General features: G+C 45.4%; 15 protein-coding genes. 8 read left to right on the forward strand and 7 right to left on the reverse strand.

Going from position 1 to position 16,956, the window contains the following annotated elements; genetic code table 11:
• The first annotated feature begins 9 nt into the window (after positions 1–9).
• A complete protein-coding gene (hemN, locus tag ICN37_RS03460) occupies positions 10–1,425 on the forward strand; it encodes an oxygen-independent coproporphyrinogen III oxidase (RefSeq protein WP_216154894.1) in 1,416 nt (471 codons plus the stop codon).
• Between the two features lie 169 nt (positions 1,426–1,594).
• Positions 1,595–2,230, forward strand: coding sequence for an OmpW family protein (locus tag ICN37_RS03465; RefSeq protein ID WP_215320181.1), 636 nt, complete (start codon positions 1,595–1,597; stop codon positions 2,228–2,230).
• A 61-nt stretch (positions 2,231–2,291) separates the two neighbouring features.
• On the opposite strand, the gene ICN37_RS03470 is transcribed toward ICN37_RS03465, so the two are convergent.
• The gene (locus tag ICN37_RS03470) at positions 2,292–2,888 is read right to left on the reverse strand and encodes an AAA family ATPase (RefSeq protein WP_216154895.1); all 597 of its coding nucleotides are present in this window, start codon (positions 2,886–2,888) and stop codon (positions 2,292–2,294) included.
• Between the two features lie 67 nt (positions 2,889–2,955).
• Here ICN37_RS03470 and ICN37_RS03475 point away from each other — a divergent pair, with 67 nt between their 5' ends.
• The gene (locus ICN37_RS03475) at positions 2,956–4,896 is read left to right on the forward strand and encodes an ATP-binding cassette domain-containing protein (protein ID WP_216154898.1); all 1,941 of its coding nucleotides are present in this window, start codon (positions 2,956–2,958) and stop codon (positions 4,894–4,896) included.
• Between the two features lie 9 nt (positions 4,897–4,905).
• Here ICN37_RS03475 and ICN37_RS03480 read toward each other — a convergent pair whose 3' ends face one another.
• From ICN37_RS03480 to ICN37_RS03495, 4 genes are all read right to left on the reverse strand, one after another.
• Entirely contained in the window at positions 4,906–5,214 is a 309-nt protein-coding gene (locus ICN37_RS03480) for a chaperone modulator CbpM (RefSeq protein WP_216154899.1), read from the reverse strand.
• 5 nt (positions 5,215–5,219) lie between these two features.
• Entirely contained in the window at positions 5,220–6,200 is a 981-nt protein-coding gene (locus ICN37_RS03485) for a DnaJ C-terminal domain-containing protein (RefSeq protein ID WP_216154902.1), read from the reverse strand.
• A 61-nt stretch (positions 6,201–6,261) separates the two neighbouring features.
• The gene (locus tag ICN37_RS03490; RefSeq protein ID WP_216154904.1) at positions 6,262–7,809 is read right to left on the reverse strand and encodes a UxaA family hydrolase; all 1,548 of its coding nucleotides are present in this window, start codon (positions 7,807–7,809) and stop codon (positions 6,262–6,264) included.
• 53 nt (positions 7,810–7,862) lie between these two features.
• Positions 7,863–8,564 carry a pirin family protein gene (locus ICN37_RS03495; RefSeq protein WP_216154906.1) on the reverse strand — a complete coding sequence of 234 codons (702 nt, stop codon included), beginning with the start codon at positions 8,562–8,564 and terminating at the stop codon, positions 7,863–7,865.
• Between the two features lie 87 nt (positions 8,565–8,651).
• Between ICN37_RS03495 and ICN37_RS03500 the strand changes: the two genes are divergently transcribed.
• A complete protein-coding gene (locus ICN37_RS03500; RefSeq protein ID WP_216154908.1) occupies positions 8,652–10,076 on the forward strand; it encodes a TAXI family TRAP transporter solute-binding subunit in 1,425 nt (474 codons plus the stop codon).
• A gap of 70 nt (positions 10,077–10,146) precedes the next feature.
• On the forward strand, positions 10,147–11,484 hold the full coding sequence (locus tag ICN37_RS03505; RefSeq protein ID WP_215320159.1) for a DUF3422 domain-containing protein: 1,338 nt from the start codon (positions 10,147–10,149) through the stop codon (positions 11,482–11,484).
• Between the two features lie 57 nt (positions 11,485–11,541).
• Here the strand turns inward: ICN37_RS03505 and ICN37_RS03510 are convergent, their stop codons facing one another.
• The gene (locus ICN37_RS03510) at positions 11,542–12,816 is read right to left on the reverse strand and encodes an NAD(P)/FAD-dependent oxidoreductase (protein ID WP_216154910.1); all 1,275 of its coding nucleotides are present in this window, start codon (positions 12,814–12,816) and stop codon (positions 11,542–11,544) included.
• 14 nt (positions 12,817–12,830) lie between these two features.
• Entirely contained in the window at positions 12,831–13,163 is a 333-nt protein-coding gene (locus tag ICN37_RS03515; protein ID WP_251368445.1) for a hypothetical protein, read from the reverse strand.
• A 181-nt stretch (positions 13,164–13,344) separates the two neighbouring features.
• On the opposite strand from ICN37_RS03515, the gene ICN37_RS03520 reads away from it, so the two are divergent.
• From ICN37_RS03520 to ICN37_RS03530, 3 genes are read left to right on the forward strand one after another with little or no spacing between them, the layout of a single operon-like run.
• Entirely contained in the window at positions 13,345–15,066 is a 1,722-nt protein-coding gene (locus ICN37_RS03520) for a glycosyltransferase family 39 protein (protein WP_216154912.1), read from the forward strand.
• Complete coding sequence (locus ICN37_RS03525) at positions 15,063–16,298, forward strand: exo-alpha-sialidase (protein ID WP_216154914.1); 1,236 nt, start codon at positions 15,063–15,065, stop codon at positions 16,296–16,298. The genes ICN37_RS03520 and ICN37_RS03525 overlap by 4 nt, the downstream gene beginning before the upstream one ends.
• Positions 16,298–16,912, forward strand: a complete 615-nt coding sequence (locus ICN37_RS03530) for a hypothetical protein (RefSeq protein WP_215320151.1) — start codon at positions 16,298–16,300, stop codon at positions 16,910–16,912. The genes ICN37_RS03525 and ICN37_RS03530 overlap by 1 nt, the downstream gene beginning before the upstream one ends.
• Positions 16,913–16,956: the final 44 nt, after the last annotated feature.

Below are 16,956 nucleotides of genomic sequence, written 5' to 3' on the forward strand. Positions count from 1 at the left end.
AAGAACCCCATGAATTCTGCAGTAACTCATTCATCGACCGAAGAAAAAGAAGTTCTTTTTCATCCGGAGTTATTGAAGAGGTTTGATATTAATGGACCGCGCTATACCTCTTATCCAAGTGCAGATCGATTTCATGGGGATTTTTCTGAGGCTGATTATCTAGGGGCATTAGAGCGGGTGGCTAAAGCGAATGAGCCGCTGTCTTTATATTTTCATTTGCCGTTTTGCCCCAATATTTGCTATTACTGTGGTTGCAACAAGATCATCACCAAGGATCATGGGCGTAGCGCTAAATATATCAAGTATCTTGCCAAAGAAATGGCCATGGTTACTAAAGCCATGGATGCTCAGAAAAAGATTCCCGTTACGCAATTGCATTGGGGTGGAGGCACGCCTACTTTTTTATCTCATGAAGAGATGACCGAGTTGATGCAGCACACTCGCGAGCATTTTGAACTGCTGCCTGACGGTGAGTATTCAATTGAGATTGATCCACGCCGTGTTACTGAGCAAGATATTGCACTCTTGGCTGATCTGGGCTTTAACCGCATTAGCTTGGGTGTTCAGGATTTCAACTTAGCAGTTCAAGAGGCTGTTCATCGCGTGCAAACGATTGAAGAAACTCAAGCGGTGATGGATTGGTCCCGAAAGTATGGATTTAAATCACGCAGCGTCGATTTAATCTACGGTCTACCAAAGCAAACACCGGAAACGTTTAAAGAAACGGTAGATGCAGTGCTGGCCATGAATCCAGATCGCTTGTCTGTTTACAACTATGCGCATTTGCCACATATCTTTAAGCCGCAACGCCGCATTGCTGAATCTGATTTGCCTGCTGCTGCTGATAAGTTGGATATTTTGTCTAATACCATCGCACGGTTAGGCGAGGCTGGCTACGTCTTTATTGGCATGGATCATTTTGCTAAGCCTGATGATGAATTGGCTATAGCCCAAAAAGAAGGAAGGTTGCATCGCAACTTCCAGGGTTACTCCACCCAGGCGGAGTGCGATCTTTTGGCATTTGGAATCTCTTCTATTGGTAAAGTGGATGATTGCTACTCTCAGAATGTCCGTACTTTGGATGAATATTACGAAGCATTAGATGCGGGTCGCTTACCGGTACTCCGAGGTTTGCGTCTTGATAAAGATGATCTTCTGCGCCGTGAGTTAATTGGTGAGTTGATGTGCCAATTCGCCTTAGACACCAAAGCGTTTTCAATATCGCATCAAATTGAATTCTCAAATTACTTTAAGACGGAAATGGAAGAACTCAAGAGTCTAGAGGAGGCCGGTCTCCTCAGCTGGGAGGGTGAAAGTATTCTGGTTCCCACGAAGGGTCGCCTCCTGGCTAGACGAGTGGCCATGACTTTTGATCGGCACCTCCGGGAATCCCAGGCTAAAGGGACTTATTCCAAGGTTTTGTAGTGTCAAACCTTAAGCAATTTGATTTAGATCAAATGCACTCAAAAATACTGTTGCTTTTTAGCAAAGAAAAAAATCCCAGGGGCTGTTGATTTGATTTGTATCAAATCGCCCACTCTGTATCAATTCGAAAATGATTTCATCGAAATTGATAACAAAAAGGGAAACCATCATGCGTATTAAATCACTCGTAGGGGCAATGGCTGTAGTTGTATCTTTAGCCCCAATCGCAGCTCAAGCCCAGGCACAAGAAAATCCTTGGATGGTGCGTGTACGCGCGGTGGATCTGCTTTGGCAAAATGGACAGTCTGGCCTGGTTCAAGCCGCAAACGTAAAAGCTAAAAATCAAGTTATTCCTGAGTTTGATGTTTCTTACTTTTTCACAAAAAATATTGCAGCTGAATTGGTGTTGACATGGCCGCAACAGGTGAATATTACTTATGGCCCAGGTAATGCCAACGCCGGTAAGATTACAGCTTTACCGCCATCACTTTTAGCCCAGTACCACTTTACTGACTTAGGTGCTTTTAAACCTTATGTTGGCGCTGGCATCAATTACACCATCTTTGGAAATCGTCAAAATTTCCCTGCGCTCGGAAATCAGGTACAAGTTGATCAGTCAAGCGTTGGTTTTGTTGGTCAAGTTGGCATGGATTACATGTTGGATAGAAATTGGGGTTTAAACGTTGATGTGAAATATGCAACTATGAGTACTAATGTAACTGGTAGCGGAGCGCTTGCCGGTGCATCTGGCAAGTTGACATTGAACCCGTGGATGCCAGCAGTTGGCGTAACTTACAAGTTCTAAGAATTCAGTACTTGGGTCTTGAGATAGGGCTCCTTAGGGGCTCTATTTTTTTGTCTCAAAATTACCGGGATAAGTCATCGACGAGTTTTTCAAACCCCCCTTCATTAAAGGTGAAATTATTAAACCGATGCAATTTAGCGTGGTCTGGCGGCTCTATTCTCCGCTTAGCATATTGATCCCAGTGAGCAAGCTTCCATTCGTCTCTTGGGTCAGCTCGTTTCTCCATCCGCTTTTTGGCTTCAGACTCCTCTAGGTCAATCCAAGCAACCTGAATAGAGGTCTGTGGGGGCACCCCCAATTTCTGCGCATCAAACATCTTGCCACTCTGAATCTCCTTCGAGAATGGGCCGATCAGAATGACATTTACCCCTAAAAGCAAATTCTCCCTGGCGATATTAATGAGACCTTGGTACTCCCAATCGCGCAGATTCTCAAGGTAGAAGGGGCTGTCACGGTCATTTGGGTTCTGAGTAGTGAGGCCCATGACATGGGCGCTGAAGTCGCCATACACGGTGTCTTTATCTAAAAAGAAAAAATCTTCTCCAGTTTTCTCAATAATTAGAGGCAGAGCCTTTTTGGCTAAAGTCGACTTTCCAGTGCCGGCATGTCCCGCAAAGAGGATCAGGCGGGGCGCATAAGGAGTTAATTTACAGACCATAAGTAGCTAGTCTCGCAGAAATAAGTGGAAATATCTCCTCTTTTAGGGAAGTGATGATAATGTCGCCATGGCTTTAATCGTACTCACTGATGCAAAACTGGCTTTTGGCCACGTTGACCTCCTCGCAAACACTGCTTTTTCACTGGAATCCGGTGAACGTGTTGGCTTAATTGGCCGCAATGGCACTGGTAAATCTTCCTTGTTGAAGATATTGGCTGGTATAGAAAAGCTGGACGATGGTCTCTTGCAGTATCAGCAAGGCCTCAGAATCGCATATGTTCCCCAAGAGCCTATATTTGAGGCGGAAGAGACTATCTTCGAGGCAGTTTCCAAAGGTGTTGCTCAAGCAAAAGCCTTGCGCGAGGAATACGAGGCCCTCAGCGTTGGCGAGTGGGATGATGCCTCCCATGATCGCCTTGACGAAGTGCAATCGCAATTAGAGGCCTTGAGCGGCTGGAATTGGGAGCAACGTGTTTATGAAACATTAGACCGTTTGCACTTGGAGTCTGATCTCAAAATCAATACACTTTCTGGCGGTACTAAGAAACGGGTTGCCTTAGCGCGTGCTTTAGTTGAGATGCCTGACGTGCTACTACTTGATGAGCCAACCAACCATTTGGATTTGGATTCGATTGCGTGGTTGGAAGAACTTCTTAAGGAGTATCAGGGTTCAGTAATTTTGATTACCCATGATCGCGCCTTCTTGGATAACGTCTGCACCCAGATTGTTGAGCTCGATCGCGGCATTCTGCGCAGTTACCCAGGTAACTTTACTCAATATGAAGTATTAAAAGAGCAAGAGCTCAACTCTGAATCCTTAGCTAATGCTCGTGCCGATAAATTATTGGCGCAAGAAGAGGTCTGGATTCGTAAAGGGGTTGAGGCTCGCCGTACTCGAAGCGTTGCCCGAATTGCCCGTTTAGAAAAATTACGGAGTAGCCGTGCCGAACGCAGAGATGCGATGGGGCAGGTGAAGTTGGCTGTTTCTGCTGGAGATCGAAGCGGCAAGATTGTGGCTGATCTTCAAAACGTCAGCAAAACCTACGACCGTCCAATCGTGAAAGATTTCACGGCAACGATTTTGCGCGGCGATAAGGTTGGTTTACTGGGTCCTAATGGCGCAGGTAAAACAACTTTGCTGAAATTAATTTTGGGAACTATTGCACCAGACTCCGGTACTGCAACTATGGGTACACGTATTGAGGTGGCCTACTTTGACCAAATGCGCGAAGGTTTAGATCTCAATGCTTCGCTGGAAGATTACATTAGCCCAGGTAGCGAGTGGATTGAAATCAATGGTAATAAAAAGCACGTTAAAAGTTACCTGAGTGATTTCTTATTTGCTCCAGAGAGAACCAATTCCCCGGTAAGTACTTTGTCGGGCGGTGAGCGTAATCGTTTATTGCTAGCACGTCTATTTGCGCGGCCTGCAAACGTCTTGGTCTTGGATGAACCAACAAATGACTTGGATATTGATACTTTGGATTTGCTTGAGCAACTCCTGCAAGACTATAAGGGCACGGTCTTCTTGGTCAGTCATGACCGTTACTTCCTAGATAACGTCGTCACCAGCATTATTGCCAACGAAGGTGATGGCTTCTGGCGTGAGTACGAGGGGGGTTATGAGGATTGGAAAATCCAGAAAGCGCGCTCAGACAAAATTCGTGCAGCGAATGGAAATGCCAATGCCAACTCGAAAGCTGTAGAAAAAGTTGAAGCCAAAGCAGAGGCAAAGGTAGAAGTTAAGGCGGAAGTTAAGCCTATAGCTAAAAGTGGGGTTCAGAAACTCAATGGTAAAGAGCGCCAAGAACTGGAAGTTTTGCCATTACAGATTGAGACATTGGAAACTGAGCAGACCGATATTGGTATTGCTATGAGCAATCCCGATCTCTATAAAAATGAACCTGAGTTGGCAGCGAGCATGCAAGCGCGCTTGAGTGAAATCACTGCTGACTTAGATCAAAAGCTGCAACGCTGGGAACAGCTTCTGAGTCGTTCGGAGTCTTAGTGCTATAACCTAGTCGCGCGGTAAACGAGCGCGCAACTGGGCGATTTCATCAAGTAAGTCTAATGCTAAGGCAACTCCAGGCACATTTAACTCGAGATCATGGGTGAGGTGTGCAGCGGTTTTTGCTCTTCGCAAAGAGTCGCCACTAAAGCGCCAATCCTGAGGTGATGAGCCTGCTGGACTTAAAACACCTTCAGATACCCAAGTCATGATGAGATCTTCTGGTGTACGTGATGCATGAGAAAGTTCAACAATTGTCATGTGCACTTCATTCTCTACAACTGTACCTTCAATCCAAGTAATATTAGTTTGCGTCATATTCATCATCCCTTCAAGTGAGATCTAGGATTGAAATCAAAAGCCTTTTCAAATATTTGATAGGCTTCTTTTTGTGATTCAATATCAGCAGGTGGCAGGGCGATAGAAGGTACGGCATATAAATCACCTGGCTCTGAGCTTGGTATGCCTTTACCTTTGAGGCGCATCTTACGACCAGCAACAGTTCCTGCGGGGATCTTTAATTCCAAAGTGCTGCCAGCTGGTGTGGGCACCTTAACAGTTGTTCCCAGTGCCGCCTCCCAGGGAGCTAAAGGAATGTCGATGAAGACATCTTTACCTTCTACGCGATAAATAGCGTTAGGATGAAATTCAATTTCGAGATAGAGGTCACCAGCTGGGCCCTCGCCAACACCAGGACCACCTTGTCCAGAGAGTCGCAGATTTTGGCCAGCCTTAATGCCTTTAGGGATGCTGACGTCTAACTTGCGTTCTTGGGTGCTGACGTGGCCGCTCGCATCTTGCACGGGCATGTGTAGCGCAATCGTACGTTTGGCACCGTTGTACGCGTCTGCAAGATCAATCAAAATTTTGGCGTGATGATCTTGGCCTTTGAGATTCATACCCTGGCGAGGATTGCCACCACGACCACCTTGGCGATGTTTGCCGCGACCGAACAGAGATTCAAAGAACTCACTTTGATCGCCCTCAAAGCCACCACCATAACCCGGGTGACTGCCACCATAGCCGCCATCAGAATATTCAAAGCCTTCATTCCAGTTTGGGGGAGGGGTAAAGTCTTGACCGTTTTTCCAGTTCTCGCCAAAGCGATCGTATGCCGCACGTTTCTCAGTGTCTTTTAAAACGGCATAAGCTTCGCCGATTTGCTTGAACTGCTCTTCAGCACCAGGTTCTTTATTGACATCTGGATGGAACTTACGCGCCATCTTGCGATAGGCTGATTTAATCTCAGCTTCAGTGGCGCCACGAGCTACGCCAAGAGTTTCGTAGTAATCCCTAAATTTCATAAGCCTGTTTCAGTTCGTTTTCTGTCTGGGTTGAGCTAATAGGATTAATTCTACAGTTCTCTTAGCTCATTACCCCAATTTGCCAGGGAACAAATTCATAATCTCCCAGGCCAAGAAGTTCACTTTTGGAGGCCTCTCCTGAAGCAGTTCGCAGAAATAACTCAAAGATCCGTTGTCCCATCTCCTGAACGGAGACGGTTCCATCCAAAATCTCACCGCAATTAATGTCCATATCTTCAGTGAGGCGCTGATACATTGGCGTATTGGTAGCTAGTTTGATGCAGGGAGCAGGCTTAGAGCCGAACATGGATCCACGGCCGGTAGTAAAAGCAATCAGATTGGAGCCGCCAGCGATCTGGCCGGTGGCGGATACGGGATCAAATCCCGGGGTATCCATAAATACAAAGCCTTTAGTGCTCACTGGCTCGGCATATTTATAGACTTCCATTAGGGGGCCAGTGCCACCCTTCATGGAGGAGCCTAGGGACTTCTCAAAAATATTGGCTAAACCACCAATTTGATTGCCAGGGCTTACTTGTCCGTTAATTTGCACATCTCTACCAACAGAGTATTCATCTTTCCACCAGCGAATTCGTTTAATGAGCTTTTCACCCACTTCTTTGCTAACAGCGCGGCGGGTAAGGGTATGCTCTACACCATAAATCTCTGGAGTTTCCGAAAGAATTCCAGTGCCACCATGGCGGGACAAAATATCAATCGCGGCACCTAGTGCGGGATTGGCTGTAATTGAAGAGAAGCCATCGGAACCGCCACACTGTAAGCCAACCGTCAGGTGACTTGCCGACACTGTTTGCCGTTTTGCTTGATTGGCTGCAGGCAAAAGTGCTTTGACAGCTTCGATACCTGCCTCAATGGTTTTGCGCGTGCCGCCCGATTCTTGCATGATAAAGGTATGCAGAGTATTTCCTTCGGCCAGGTCTTCTTGCTCCATCAAGCCTTTTAGTTGATTACGCTCACAACCGAGACCCACAATTAGAGCGGCTGCTAGGTTGGGGTGACGAGCATACCCAGCCATAGTACGGCGAAGCAATTGCATTGGCTCACCACTCATTTCCATGCCGCAGCCGATGTCATGACTAAACGCCACAACGCCGTCTACATTGGGAAAATCTTTCAATCTTTCGGGGGTAAACCAGTCTGCAATTTTGTTCACAACGGTTGCTGAACAGTTTACTGTCGATAAGATGCCGATGTAATTACGCGTTCCTACTTTTCCATTGGGTCTGACATAGCCCTGGAAGGTAGCTCGTTGAGCTTCGGGCAACAATTGGGTCGGCTTATATTCGCTGGCGTAAGCATAGTCACGATCAAACTCGCGAAACTCGGTATTGTGACTATGTACCATTGTGCCGGGTTCAATATCGGTATTTGCAAAACCTACCGTAACGTTGTATTTCAGAATTGGCTCGCCCTTGAGGATCTTTTTGGTGGCAATTTTGTAGCCAGCAGGTACTTGGCTGCGACTTGTAAAATTCTCGCTAAAGACTTCAACGCCAATTCCAACATCAACCCTGGCAACCACAATATTGTCATTCGAGTGAAGACGAATAATCGGGCCAGCGAGTTTTTTTTCAGAAGTTTCAATCATGATCTTTAAGAATTATGGGCGATATATGATCGTAAGCAGTTGCAAAGTAATACTTAATGACTCAAGTCAAAAAAAAGCACTTCCGCATCTACTCCATCGCTTATTTGTAAAGAAGGTTCATTCTCGATCATCAGGGCATCTCCACCGGTCAATTTTTGATTATTAATCATGAGCGATCCGCGGATCAGGTGAACATAAGCTTTACGATTTATATTAAGCTCAAGACAGGCTGATTGAGAGTTGTTAAAAACCCCAGCGTAAATCTTGGCATCAGCATGAATCTTGACGGCCCCATCATTTCCGGTAGGGGATGCGATGATGCGCAACTTCCCAGATTTTTCAATGGCGGGAATGGTTTTCTGCTCGTAGCTGGGCTCAATTTCCAAGACATTGGGCTCTATCCAGATCTGTAAAAAATGCGTAGTTTGATCTTTGGCGTGATTGAATTCACTATGAGTGACTCCACTGCCCGCACTCATACGCTGGACATCCCCAGGGGGAATGCCTTCGACGTTTCCCATGCTGTCTTGATGGGCGAGCTCCCCTGATAAAACATAGCTAATGATTTCCATATTGCGATGACCGTGCTTGCCAAAGCCCATGCCAGCAGCTACGCGATCTTCATTGATGACGCGCAGATTCCCCCAGCCCATAAAGCGGGGGTCATGGTAGCCCGCAAATGAGAAGGAGTGAAAACTTTTAAGCCAGCCATGGTCGGCATAGCCGCGATCCTGGGATTTTCTAAGATTTATCATATTTTTAGGGGTGTTAAAAGGCTAATTGAAAGAATCAGAATAAGCCTATTATCATTATCTTTAATGATATTTGCCGATTGGTAGCGCATGGGAAGCTTTAAACAAGACATTCATGAAACATTCTTGGGATTTTCTGAGAGCGCTCAGGAGAAGTGGGATGACTTTACGCAATTTCTGAGGGAGACCTGGCCGCTTCTAACCCTTCTTTTGTTAATCCTTATTGGCATCTGGTTGTATGCAGATCCACCCCCACCAAGACACGTTATGTTGGCGACCGGATCGCCTGGTGGCTCCTATGAAGTGCTTGGGAAAAAATATGTGGAATTTTTCAAGAAAAAAGGTGTCACTCTAGAGCTTGTTCGCACTATGGGGGCGCAAGAAAATTTAGATCGGCTATCGGATCGTAATGACCCTTTGCAAGCGGCATTCGTTCAAGCCGGTATTGATTCCGCTAATGAAGCCAAGGGGATTAAATCCTTGGGTGCAATTGCCTATGATCCTATTTGGTTTTTTTATCGTGGTCCGGAGCTGAAGTCTGCCGAGTCGGATTCTATTGGCGTTGTAATGCGACATTTTGTTAGTAAAAAGATTTCCGTAGGAATTGAGGGTAGCGGTACCTATGCTCAGTCAACCAAAATACTGAAAGCCGCCGGCTACGAAAAAGGAGTGCAAGTTCTTAATCTTTCTGGAAATGACGCGGTTCAAGCGCTTCAGGCAGGTGAAATCGATGGAATTTTTATCGTGGATGCTTATGAGGCCCCAAATGTCCAGGTCTTGTTGCAGGATCCGAGTGTGCATCTAGTGACCTTTAAACGGGCAGAGGCTTTTGCTAAGTTAATTTCCTATCTACATATCCTTAACGTACCCCAGGGAGCCTTTAGTTTGCCGCGTAACTTTCCGCCAACTGATATGAAGTTGCTCGCCACAACTACCAATTTATTGATTGATGATCGTATGCATCCGGCTATTCAATTTCTGTTTCTTGAGGCTGCCAGAGAAATTAATGGCAAGGCGTCCTTCTTTGCCGAACGAGGGGAGTTTCCATCCTTCAAGGACTCCGGAGTAACTGAAAGCCCAGTTGCAGTTCATTACGAGAAAAATAATTATCCTTTATTGGCGGCTTATTTCCCCTTTTGGATTGCAGAGCTAATTAGCCGTCTGGTATTCGTGTTTCTCCCATTCTGTATTTTAGGCTATCCAATTTTGCAGTCTTTGCCAAGTTATCGCACTAAGCGCATGCAAAATAAGATTAATCGCTTATACAGCTCTTTGAAATCTTTGGAGCAAGAATTACTGAATGGGTTTGACGGTCAACAGCGGGATGAGTATCTAAAGAGGCTTAACTTACTTGAGTATCAAGCTTTAAATATTAAAGTTTCTAAGCGCCTGTCTGGCGACTACTATGCCTTGCGAGCCAGTATTGATTACGTGCGTAATTGCTTGAATAGGGGCGTACACCCCTATCAATTTGATGAAGTTGTTGACCTAGGCTCTGGCAATATGCGCTATTAGATTTATGGCGCCTTATTAGCTTATAAATCTGGGTATATGATCGTAATAACTTAGAAATTTATACCCTTTTATGAGACCTTACGACCATCCCTCTAGAGCAGTCTTGCATGAAGAGGTTCATGCACGTCCTCCAATCCCACTGTGGCCAAATGAAAGGGTGATATCCCAATCCTTTTTATTGGATGCCGCCTCTCGTCAGCAACAAATCCAGTGGGTGCAAAAATTAGGCAATGCCTTAGGACGTCCTCCAAATACAGATGACCACTCTTTTATGATCTTGCGGTTAGCGCCAGAGCCCGAAAGAGTGCTGGTGAAGTGGGAGTTGCACGGAGAATTCGCAACCATTGCGGTAATTTTTCACAACAAGTCGAAGGTGAAAGAACCTTTGCTCAAGTCTAGATTGGAAAATGAGCGCGAGTTAGATTTACTTTTTAAGGATCTAGGTTGCCCGATCATCTCTGAGGCTGGCGGCCAAAGAATTTCTGCTTTAGATTTAGTTTTTGAGCATCGCCCACTATTTATAGAGGCGCAAGAAGTGTCCGAAATTTTTAGCGGCAATACCGTTTTAGGTAGCCACATCTTTTCTAGTAAAAAGGCTCAGTTATGGACCGACTTACAACTTGATCAGGATGGATTCATTTCTTTTTTCATCCCGCATGAGGGGATGGGCTCAAGACAGCTAGGGCGAATCGCTAGGGCGTTAGCAGAAGCAGAAACATACCGTATGGTTGCCATGATTTCTTTTCCGGTAGCTAAAAGCCTTTCTTTGCCATTAAGAGAGGCAGAGTCTGAGTTAGCCGCCTTGTCTGAAAAGATATCGCAGTTACAAGGTGAGGCCGGTGTGAATACGGAAAAAGATGGGATTTTTCTAGAAGAGCTTTCTCGCTTAGCTTCTCGTATTGAGCAATGGATCTCTGGGTATGGACTTCGATTTACTGCTTCTGAAGCCTATAGTCAGCTTCTATCAAAGAATTTAATAGGCTTAAATGAGTCATCTATCCCAGGGGTGCAAACATTGTCCGAGTTTATGGATCGGCGTTTTCAGCCAGCTATGGGAACATGCATTTGGACTCAGCGACGTTTACGAGAATTATCTGATCGTATCTCCAGAACAACGCAAACCCTAAGAACTCGAATTGAGTTTGTAAACGAGGAGCAAACGCAAAAATTACTAGCTAGTATGGATCAACGGGCCAGATTACAGTTAAGACTTCAAGAAACGGTCGAGAGTTTATCGGTGCTGGTGCTAACTTATTATGCTGTGAGTTTATTGGCATACATTGTCAAAGGCGGGAAAGAGGCAGGTCTCGATATTCACCCTGAGATTATTGCTGCTATAGCGGCGCCAGTGATTGCCATTATTTTCATAATTATTAGTCGGCGTAGACGGCATCGGCTATCGTCTTGATGTCCTGATCAATAAAAAAGAGACTCGAAGGTCTCTTTTTTATTAAGGGTAAAGGCTCTAGCCCAAGCTATCTGCCCAAATATTATGAGCCCAGCCCCAGGCGTATACCCCTTCAAGAGTTGAGGGTGCTGGAGATAGACCTCCTGCACCATGAACCGGCTCAAAAGTTTTCTTAGTAGCACTGTATTGATGAACGCTTGCCACATGAATCACTTCTCGTTCATTCACAAAACTGTAGCAAGTATTGTTTACTACTGGCGCTGGATTAACTTCCCAATCACTGAGTTCGGCCACAATCGCCGCAGCCGCCACTTTGGCGTGTTGATTGGCCATGTGCCCTGACTTAGGCATTGCTGGCGCTACTTGAATCGAGTCACCCAAGACATGAATGTCTTTTTGTGCAGTAGATTCAAAGTTGAGGTAATTTACATTAACCCAGCGGCCATTGGAATTTGCTAACCCAGTTTTGACGGCAATCTCACCTGCGCTCATCGCCGGTAGGATATTTAAAACATCCGCCTTAATATCGTCCTGGACTTCAAATTTCAAAGTTTTTGTTTTTGCATCCACGGCGGTGACATTGTATTTGGGTAAATACTCAATCAATCCTGAGTACTGTTCTGCCCACACCTTCTTAAAGAGCGCACCTTTTGAAGTGACATCTTGGTTAGCATCCAAAATGAGAACTTTAGACTTAGGCTTGTGGTGCTTAAGATAGTTTGCTACCTGGCAGGCTCGCTCATAAGGACCGGGAGGGCAGCGATACGGTGCTTCCGGAATACTAATGGCAAAAGTGCCACCATCACGCATGGAGGCGAGTTGTTTATGTAAGGCGGTAGTTTCAGGACCCGCTTTCCAGGCCTGGAGGGTAACGCCTGCTTTATTGGCTTGAGCCAGTCCTTCAATACTATTCATGATTAAGGTAACGCCAGGTGAGACGATCGCTTTGTCATAACGCAAGGTTTTCCCAGAGGCAAGCTTAACTGTTTTTTTATCGGGGTCGATGCTGGAGACGCTGTCTTGAATGATCTTCACGCCATGACGCTTGCTCAGATTGTCATAAGGGGTCGTGATTTCAGATATTGTGCGTGAGCCACCTACAACTAAATTAGATAGTGGGCAGGAAACAAAAGCAGCATTAGGCTCAATCAACGTCACCTTGGCGGTATTGTTGGAAAACAGGCGTAAATATTTAGCAGCAGTAGCGCCACCATACCCTCCGCCAATCACGATGATTTCTGCCTTTTGTAAATTTGCGTGGGCTTGACCAGAAAAGCCTGCCATCAAACCAAGTGCGGCGGTGCTCTGACCAATAAAGTGTCGACGATCCATGATGGGCTTCCTTATTAGTTCTTGCCAAGTTGATTGGCAATGGTATTGAGCTGTTCTTCGGTATAGCCCTTGGTCAGCTGCGGCATGATAGTGCCTTCTAATGAGCCAGATTTATAAGCCATCAATTTTTCTAATATTTGTGTATGAGTGAGATTGTTGATGAGTGGGATGTTGCTATCAATAACACCGTTTCCTTCAGTGCCATGACAATTGGCGCAGGTTGCTGCAAGGCTGCGTTTATATAAATTGCTTGCATCTGGATTTTGCGCTAAAGAAAGACTGCTCCATAGACACAATCCAATGTATGTCGATACTACGATTGCGGGTCTTGAAAACAGTGCTCGCATGCGGTTTTTCTCCATTCAAATTATTTTTTTTGACTCATAGGTTTATTGCTTTATGAGTATCTTAATCAAGAAATCCTTAAAAAGTAGCGCTTACCTCAGATTCATTTTTCATAAGCTCATTCGAAAATACGGGCCTGATGTGTTTTGTTGGAATTTTCTATAAGCCCTATAAACTACGGGTATGAGAATTTCATTTTCTTACCGTTCCGCCTTATTGATACTCCTTTTAGGTGTATTTACCTACCTTTATGGTTTGGATAGCCGATTTGCGCCAAAAAACGGTGATGAGTATCCCTATATGCATATTGTGCGCATGACGGCAGACTCGGCCCAATGGCTGCCACTGCAGTCTGAAATGGATGGCATTAAAAACACTAAGCCGCCACTGATATTTTGGCAGGGTATTGCTAGTACGCATTGGGCAAGCGAATGGAGTTTGGCAAATTTGCGTTGGCCTAGTGTTTTATATACCGCACTAACGGCATTTTTCTTATTTTTAGCAGTCCAACGTTTCAGTGGAAAAATGCAAACTGGAATATTGGCAGCATTAGTTTGGCTCTCCTTTTTTGCAACCTATCGCTATGGTCGACCATTCTTAGCAGATCCTCCGGAAGTATTTTGGATATCGCTACCATTTATGGCGATTTTGTATTGGGGTAAAAGTGCATTTGAATCTAAATTCTTTTTCCCATTGATGGCGGGGGTTTGTTTTGGTCTTGCACTATTTGCAAAATCTTTTGCCTACATCGTTCCTGCTACTTTTGCTTTGGGGCTGTATTACTGGCGCTGGCGGCAGTGGAGTATTCCTCAGGTACTTATCCGCGACCTATATAAGTTAATCCTGATCGCTGTACTTGCCCTGGGCGTATTTGCCTTGTGGTTTGCCATGGACCCTTATCCAGAAGCTGTTTGGAAAGAGTTTGTACTGGGCGAGAATGCCGGTAAGTTTGCTGCACGCCGGTCTAGTTATTTCATGGATTTGCTGCGCGGTGGCGACAGTATTTGGCTTTTAATTTTGACGACGATTACTAATGCTGGCTTATTTAGCTTTGTGTTGATATCGAGCTTGATGCAATGCTGGCGTGCACGTCGCTTTCTGAATTTAGAAGAGGTTCTATTGCTGCTGTTGATAGCAGCGTTCTTCATTGTATTCAGTCTACCTAGTCAGCGTTCAGGTCGCTACCTTTTACCAGTGATGCCAGCCTTTGCGGTGCTGATTGCCTTATATTGGGACAAGTTGCCTTTATGGGGCTTTCGCATTGCTTTGCTTTTGCAATTACTGGTGTTATCTCTCTTGCTATGGATTGGTATCAACCTTCAGTTCTCACAATTTATGGGTGATACTGGCGCATGGACATACTCCTATTGTCATTGGATCCTCATGGCAGCAGGAATACTGCTGGTCTTGCTGGGCTTACTGAATCAACGTTTTACCAAAACCATTTCTTTGGCAGCCTGCTTTTTGGTTTATTGCGGGCTGACTAGTAGTCTTGCTCCATTAGAAGGGCGCTTAGGGCGCTACTCGGCAGAAACGATTACTCAGTTGCAAGGCAAGGATGTTTGGATTCCTTGTGACTATCGAGCCAAGGATGAGGAGTATCGATTATTGCTACCGGGTGCAAAGCTGCATGGTTATTTGGCTAAGGATGCTGCTGAAGTCGCAACCCTTACCTCTACCTATCCCCTGGTAGCAGTGCATACCCCTTTAGGTTCTCTGCCAGCAATCTGTGAGTCTTGTCAGATTGTTGGGCAAAGAATGGAGATGAGGGCACGTCACTCAAACGAAGAAATTCAGGAGATGATGATGGGGAAAATTGGCAAGCATTTATTCGTTAATGAATACCTGATCTCTACACCGGTAGCAAACCCAGATTTATCGAACTTAAAGGATGTTTGTAGATGAGTCGTGTCATTGCCCTTTGTTTTTTGTTGCTTGCTGCAGTGATTGGCTTTCTGCACATTGATAGTCGCCCAGTATGGGCGCCATTTGCGACTCCTTCTTTCCGGGTATATGAAGTTCTGGATGAGCCTGCAGTAACGAAGACAAAAAGTCCCATCAAGATCAACATCCCCGCGCCTCAATCACATTGGCTTCCTGATACTGGTGCTGCCTCAGTCCATGCAGCTTCAATGATTGCCCTCAAGGATGGTGAAGTGAGAGCGTTTTGGTTTGCCGGTAGTCGCGAAGGTGCTGCTGATGTATCGATCTATAGCTCCGTATATGACCCGAAGTATTCTAGCTGGAGTGCGCCCACTGTTGTGATAGATCGCATTAGCGCAGAGAAGGGGCTTTCACGTTATATCGCTAAGTTAGGCAATCCTGTACCAGCCAGATTAGCTGATGGTCGTCTGCAATTGTTCTTCGTCACCGTCTCTATTGGCGGTTGGGCGGGCAGTTCAATTTCTGCCATAACTTCGAATGATGAAGGTTTGACATGGAGTAAGCCGCAACGCCTTATTAGCTCCCCGTTACTGAATTTAAGTACCCTCGTGAAATCCCCTAATGTGATGTTCGCTGATGACCTACTAGGCTTGCCTGCCTATCATGAATGGATAGGGCGTTTTGGCGAGTTTCTAAGAATAGAGGCAGGTCAAGTAATCGATAAACGTCGTATGAGCTCTGGGCGCGGTGCGATTCAGCCACTTGTATTTGTCAATGACACGCAAGATGCTAGTGCTTATTTTCGACAAACGCGCAGCTCAAGCCTACCAAAGCAAATTCCGGTCGCCCATACCCAAGATGCGGGTCAAACATGGCAACATTCAGAAGATTTGGCAATAGCAAATCCGAATTCTGCGGTTGCAGGACTCATGTTAAAAAATGGCGCTCGTATTTTGGTTTTAAATAATATTGAAAATGGGCGCTATCGCCTGGTCTTATTGATGAGCGATGTCAAATCTGGGCAGTGGCAAACCGTTGAAGTATTAGAGGATGATGAGACTTTACCTGAGGCTCAACGTAAAGAATTCTCATACCCTTACTTAATCACCGTAGACGGTGACGATGCGCATTTGGTTTACACCTGGGATCGTAAGAAAATTCGGCATCGTTATTTTTCTGGTGCTTGGCTAAGACAGGCCCATCAACAAATAAACAGCGCTGAAGCAGATCCGGCTCATCAGGAGGTGCAGTAATGAATCAGCTCATGCAAATCATAGCTTTGATTGAATTGTCTATTTCTTGTGCGGTAGTGGGTATTTGGATCTTGCAAAAGTTTTCTTCAAATCCTTTTCCATTTGCTATAAAAGTATTTTTAGTCCTTCTGATGGGAAATATTCTGTTTTGGCCATTTGGTATGAATTTACCCTTGGTGGCTTATGTACGCGGCTTGACTGGTGATCTGAGCATCGTGCTGACTTTATTGTTGTGGAGCTCATTGCTACCAGCCAATAAGCCTACGCCAATTGCTTTCAAATTTTCCGTGGCAATCATCTCCCTATGTTTTTATCCATTTGCCTTGGGCTTGGGAATGATCGACCCTTATGCATGGGGCTATGGATCCATAGCATTCTTAATTGGGGTCCTATTTTTTGCCCTAGTGTGTGGCTTGGCAGGCTGGACGAAGGGTATATGGATTATTGCTATCGCCATTCTGGCTTGGACAGTCCACTGGCATGAGTCGGCCAACCTTTGGGATTACTTGCTTGACCCATTCTTGGCTATTTGGGCTCTGTTTGCTCTTATAGGGGCCATCTATAGAAGGCGTAGAGATAAAGCTCGCTCTGGATACTTATTTAGACCGGGCTAATGCCCAAAGCATTGCAAAGTAGTAGAGTGGGTTAAATCTAGTGA

The sequence above is a fragment of the Polynucleobacter sp. P1-05-14 genome (assembly GCF_018881675.1).
Taxonomy (GTDB): Bacteria; Pseudomonadota; Gammaproteobacteria; order Burkholderiales; family Burkholderiaceae; genus Polynucleobacter.